Source organism: Paenibacillus sp. TAF43_2 (genome assembly GCF_052113545.1).
Classification (GTDB): Bacteria; Bacillota; Bacilli; order Paenibacillales; family Paenibacillaceae; genus Pristimantibacillus.
The window spans coordinates 1-6,362 of the sequence record NZ_JBFRDK010000257.1 but is presented as its reverse complement, the minus strand read 5'-3'; the positions used below and the strand labels follow the sequence as shown (position 1 = coordinate 6,362).

Below are 6,362 nucleotides of genomic sequence, written 5' to 3'. Positions count from 1 at the left end.
ATATTCTAGTCTTATTTAGTTTTATTGAGCTCATTTAGTTGAAATAGGTCTAGTTTTTATATCTATTTCACTAACATTGTCCATTAATCATTATTTATGGGCTAAAACAATAGTTCATATGGCTATACTCAAATAATAACTAGCAAAAATAATATTTGAGTTAATTACTCGAATAATTTCACGAAATGTGACATATTCGGTTATAATGCAAACAAAGACTAAAAATATAAATTGAAGTAAAATGCTGTCGAATTAAATTCCAGGCATTTCTATGTTTTTTTATTATCTCTAATCTATGTAATTGTTTGTATTTACGAAGGCTTCAAGCTTTCACACATCAAGACACAATTAACATTTACACAAAACAAAGAAACTTCCAGCGTGTCCCGAAGGGACGAAAGCGCTCCACAGTAAGCCAAACATATCTGCACAGATTATCGCCAACGTTAGTCGAGTTGCGGGTGTCCAGAGGGTGCAACCCTTGGGGCCCTCCCTTGGAAGGGAGGGTATGGGTGGGTTCGAAATGCTTGTAAGGTTGGTGTAATAATTGTTTAGAGTAAACCCTCGAGGGCAAGGGTGAAAAAAACCTCTAGGGATCTAGGGTAATATAACACGAAAGAGGTTTAACATACGTGAGTCAATGGATCGGAACAGCTAATCAAACTTATGCACCATATGCGATGGAGGAGCTTCGGAGGCTGATTGAGGGCGTTGCCTTCACACAGCTGGCAGCAGGAGAAGTGTTTTTAATGACGAGCCCGCTAACACGGGAAGAGACGCTGCAAGCTATTCATCAGCAGGAGCCGATCTTTTTGCGCCATGTGCAGCCGGTGGATCGGACGATTGAAATTACTGGAAATGCGAATGATTTAGAACAATTGTCTAGCATGGTTCGAAATGCTGTATTAACTTTGGAAAATAAACGGGTAGCCGTTCATATTAGACGTACAACGAAATCAGAGTTTGTATATTCGGCTGCGGATACAAAAGCGGTGATAGATGCGGTACTTGAAGAGATTGACGCGGAACCAGTTGTACAGCAGCCAGACGTTATTATTGCGATCTATGCGGCGATCAATCAGCTTTATGTCGGTTTTGGTTCACCATCGGAGATGCTCTCGGATTGGCCGGGCGGCGCCGTTCGTTTTCAACGTGAAGAAGGACAAGTCTCGCGTGCCAAATTTAAGCTGCTTGAAGCAGAACGTGAATTCAACCTAAATTACGCACAGTTTCAAAATGCCCTTGATGTTGGCGCAGCGCCAGGCGGCTGGACATCCCTTTTACTTGAGCGCGGCCTGCGGGTTACAGCCATCGATCCTGCTGAATTGCATCCATCGCTAATGGCGTATCCTACGTTAACTTACTTAAAGCGCAATGCATCCGAAGTGAAATTTAATCCCGATTCATTCCAGCTTCTAGTCTGTGATATGAGCTGGAGTCCGATGATGATGTGCAAGCTCGTTCTCGATCTTGAGCCTGCACTAACGAAGGGTGCAACAGCCATCATTACAGTTAAGCTTATGCACCGGAAACCGCTTCAAACAATTCGTGACGTGATTTCAAGACTTTCGACAGAATTTAAACTTCAAAAAGCTAAGCAGCTGTTCCATAATAGAGAAGAAATCACACTTTATTTGATCAAAAAATAACAGGAGTCGCCCCCCTTAGTGAAAAGGAGGGCGCTCTTTTTTCAAATCCAGCAAACAATCCTAGCAAAGAAATGAGTATGTCTTCTAACCACTCAAAAACCGATAATAGCTGTAAATCTCTTGAAGGAGACTTGGCCGATGCAGAGTTTGAAAGCGCTTTATATGAATTTGCGTATCAAACACAAAATGTTTGTGTTGATATCAGTCATCATGCTGGTTGTTGCTATGCTTGCTATCATCATTCAGCAATACGCTTTTGATTTTTATGATCAGGAAATTTATAAGCAATCTTCCAAAGCGCTCAGTTTGTCGTCCCTCAGTATCGAGAATGAGCTGAAAAAGATGGAGAAGCTTACCTTTATGCTTTCAACGGATTCTACGATCCAGCATTATTTGAGATCCATCAAGAGCGGTTTGTCCGATTATGACAACTATGTTGTGCAATTAACGGTGAAGGAGCGAATGGTCAATATCGGCGGGCTTGATAAATACGTGCTTTCCGCCCAGCTGTATGACGTAAATGATAATGAATATGCGGTTGGTGCAAATTCGATAACGATTTACCAGGACCGTCTGGATGCATTCAAAAATGCAACAGCGGTGAAAAAGGGCGGGAATACTTGGATTGCCCCCTATAGCAACGATAAGTCCTTAATTGCTGCGCGTGAAGTGCGTTCGTTTGAGCAGCTGAGCTTAGACTATCTTGGCACTTTAGCGCTTCGCATCGATATGAACAAACTGTTTAGAGATCTCGCTAAAGGTATGAACAGCAACGACGCGAAGCTGGTCATTATGAAAAACAATGAAGCGGTGTATCCTGAAGCATCCGCTTTTTCCATGGAGTCCTTATCTGCGCTGCCTGGCAATGAGGGCTACAAAGTTATACGTTATGAAGGGAAGCAATATTTTGTTACTTATATAGCGTCAACGTATACCGATTGGACTTATTATACGCTGATCCCATTTGATGACATCTTTGACCGTGTCGTGAAGGTCAAAAATACGATTATTATTATTTTTGCTATATTATTTATCGTCATTCTCCTCATCGCAGTTGGCTTCGCAAATGGTATTACTGAGCCTATTGAACGCTTGAACGCTAAAATGAAAAGGGTGCAGCTCGGCAATTTTGAATATATCGAAGAGCCGAATGAGAGAGCGCTTGCAATGGATGAAGCTGGTCAAATGCATCGAAACTTCCGAATAATGATTGAACGAATCAATGAGCTCATTCATGAAAATTACGTGAAGCAGCTTACGATTCGCGATACGGAATTTAAAGCGCTGCAAGCTCAAATTAATCCGCACTTTTTGTACAACACATTAGAGTCGATCAACTGGTCCGCCAAGCTAAGCAACCAAACACATATTTCTCAGATGGTTGAAGCGCTCGGCTCCTTGCTCAGAACGTCCATCAATTTGAAGGAGCCGCTCATCCCGCTTAGCAAGGAACTGGACATCATTAATCACTATGTCACGATTCAGAAATACCGTTTTGAAGAACGGCTTGATTTCCATATCGACGTTCCGGACAAGCTGCTTAACTGCAGTATTCCGAAGCTTTCGCTTCAACCGCTCGTTGAGAATGCAATCAATTACGGCCTTGAACAAATGATTGACACCTGTAAAATACAAATACATGCCTATGTGGAAAACGAGCTGTGGTTTATTTCAGTGGAGGATAATGGGCCGGGAATGGAAGAAGAGTTTGTCACAAAGCTATTAAGCGGACAAGTGCAGACGAAAGGTTCCGGCTTAGGCTTGAAAAATATCGAAGACCGCATCAAGCTGCTGTATGGCGAAGCATACGGCTTAATGGTAGAAAGCAAGCCAAACGGCGGTACCAAAGTGAAGCTCATGCTTCCTTATGAAATGAGGGATTCCCATGTATAAGGTTTTGTTGGTTGATGATGAACGAATCATCGTAGAAGGCATATCGCGTACAGTAAACTGGAATGCATATGAGGCAGAACTGGCAGGTACGGCGCGAAATGGACTTGAAGCTTTGGCCTTTATTGAGAGCCACATGCCGGATATCGTCATCTCAGATATCAAAATGCCGGGTATGAATGGACTGCAGCTGGTGGAAAAAGTGTACGAAAACTACCCGCATATCGTTTTTATTCTTCTTTCCGGCTTTAGTGAGTTTGATTATGCTCGCACGGCGATGCAATTTGGAGTGAAGCACTATTTGCTTAAGCCTTGCAATGAAAATACGATTACGGATGCACTAACCGAGGTGATAACAGAGCTGAGGAAACAGCAAACGCAAGAGAGCTTCATGCTTCATATCCAGAAAGAGCTTTCAAAGGTGCTTCCTCACGCGAAGGAGCAATTTCTTAAGGAGCTTGTAACCAATAAAACATATGGGCAGCGTGATTGGGATGACTATGGAAACCTGTTCCATATTACAGTAGACAATGAAAAGGTTCAGTTGATTTTGTTTCAAATTGAGGGTGTTTTTGAGTTTGAGCATCTATTTGCGGTCAAAAATATCGCTCAGGATGTCCTCGGCAAACCTACGGTACTTCTCAGTACAACGATAGGTAAACATGTTCTGCTGCTTATTAAAGAGATCAACGAAACAGATATTTTATTTGCACAATTGAATGAAATTAAGCAAACGTTTTCTTCCTATTACAAATTGGATGCTACGGTGGCCGTCAGCAATCCTGGTCAAATTATCGATGCTCGCAAAATGTATCGCGATACGCTGGAATGCTTAAATTATCAATTTTATTTAGGCGAAGGAAGCATCATAACGCAGAAGGATGTTGAAAGAGGAGATGATAATGCGCTTAAGCCTTTTATCTATGATGAAGAGCCTCTTTGCATGCATGTCAAATCAGGAGACTGGGCGTTTGTTCAGCATGAGCTGCAAAACTATTTTGAAATGCTTGCCGACAGCCGGATGGACATGCATCTCTCGAAATCTTATGTCATACCGCTTTACATATCTATCGTTAGGCAAGGCAAACCTGAAGAAATCAATGAATATTTAACTAAGATTGCCGGATTTGATCAATTTACAACACTAAAAACGACGCAGCAATTCGTCACCGAATGTGCGCAGCAAATATGCTTGAACAACTTTCATACCCACACCAATAAGCATTCCGCCATTATTCAGAAGATGATTCAAGTAATTGAAGCACATATTTCCAATCCTGATCTATCGCTCAACTGGGTAGCGAGTGAGATCTTATACATGAACGCAGATTATGTAGGCAAGCTGTTTAAGAAGGAAATGGGAGAAAAATTCTCAAATTATGTTGTTCGGTTAAGGATGGAGCGAGCGATGGAAGAGATCGAGAAAACTGGTGATGTGAAGGTTTTTGAACTCGCTGAGAAATTTGGTTTTGGCGATAACCCGCAATATTTTAGTCAAGTTTTTAAAAAACATACAGGGTTCACGCCTTCCGAATTCAAAAGGTCGCCATAATGGCGACCTCTGTTTTTTTAACAAAGAAAGCGGTTTTTTTAATTCCGACGATTCGACATTCACCCTATAATAAAGCTTGTAAACAACATTAAAGAGTCTGGAAGGGGCGTAACACAATGAAAGCACCAAAGAAAATGCTTTTGATGCTCATGGCTTTTGCACTAGTTCTCGTAAGCGCTTGCGGCGGAAACGCAAACAATGAAAAACCAACAAATGCGACCAACGCACCAAAATCAACAAACGAAGTGAAAGAAGAGCCAGCAGAAGCAAAGCCGGTCACTCTTCGTATCGCATGGTGGGGCGGTCAGCCGCGTCATGATTACACAATGAAAGTCATTGAGATGTACAAAGCGAAAAACCCGCATGTAACGATAGAAATGGAATATGCAAACTATGATGACTACTGGAAAAAGCTTGCTCCTCAAGCAGCTGCAAACGAGCTTCCTGATATCATCCAAATCGATACGCAAAACTATTCTCAATACGCTGGCAGAAAACAATTGGCTGATTTGACTCCATTTATCGGCAATCAAATTGACGTAAGCGACATTAGCCAAAACGCAATTGATGGCGGTAAATTAGGCGATGGACTATACGGTATGAACCTTGGTGTAAATGCTCTTGGATTTAACTACGATCCAGCACTACTTAAAAAAGCAGGCATTGATTCCATTCCTGAAAACTACACTTGGGATGATTACGTAGCAATGGCTGCAAAAGCAAAAGCAGCTGGAATTTTCTTCGACAACGGTATGCGTCCAGAAGTGTTCTTCGGCTACTACCTGCGTACACTTGATAAAACTTTGTTTAACGCAGAAGGCAACGGCCTAGGCTACGAGGATGATCAACTATTCACCGATTTCTTCGGAATGCTAGCTAAACTTGTTATCGATGGTGCAGTACCGTCACCAGACGTTCTAGCTCAAATCAAAGGCGCAGAAGACAGCCACCTTGTATTGAACCAAGGCATTGGCGTATGGCAATGGTCGAACCAATATGTTGGATTGCAGCAAGTGGCTAACCGTCCGCTAGCAATTGCTCCAATGGCTGGTCCAAATATGACTAAAGGGTTATTCCTTAAGCCAAGTATGTTCTTCTCCGTATCGGAAAATTCGAAAGTGAAAGAAGAAGCAGCTAAATTTATCAACTTCTTCGTAAATGATATCGAAGCTAATAAATTGATTTTAGGCGATCGCGGCGTACCTGTTTCCTCTAAAGTGAAAGAAGCGTTAAAAGCAGTTTCTACTGAAGCACAAATCCAAGTATACGAC

At 42.0% G+C, this 6,362-nt stretch carries 4 protein-coding genes; all 4 read left to right on the top strand.

The window, feature by feature from the left end; genetic code table 11:
* The first annotated feature begins 632 nt into the window (after positions 1 to 632).
* On the top strand, positions 633 to 1,649 hold the full coding sequence (locus AB4Z17_RS31000; RefSeq protein ID WP_441964149.1) for an SAM-dependent methyltransferase: 1,017 nt from the start codon (positions 633 to 635) through the stop codon (positions 1,647 to 1,649).
* 138 nt (positions 1,650 to 1,787) lie between these two features.
* Positions 1,788 to 3,542 carry a sensor histidine kinase gene (locus AB4Z17_RS30995; protein ID WP_076265826.1) on the top strand — a complete coding sequence of 585 codons (1,755 nt, stop codon included), beginning with the start codon at positions 1,788 to 1,790 and terminating at the stop codon, positions 3,540 to 3,542.
* Positions 3,535 to 5,091 (top strand): response regulator transcription factor, encoded by a 1,557-nt coding sequence (locus tag AB4Z17_RS30990; RefSeq protein ID WP_441964146.1) that lies wholly within the window; start codon positions 3,535 to 3,537, stop codon positions 5,089 to 5,091. The genes AB4Z17_RS30995 and AB4Z17_RS30990 overlap by 8 nt, the downstream gene beginning before the upstream one ends.
* A 116-nt stretch (positions 5,092 to 5,207) precedes the next feature.
* Positions 5,208 to 6,362, top strand: a 1,155-nt coding sequence (locus tag AB4Z17_RS30985) for an ABC transporter substrate-binding protein (RefSeq protein ID WP_441964143.1), incomplete at its 3' end; no start/stop codon positions are given.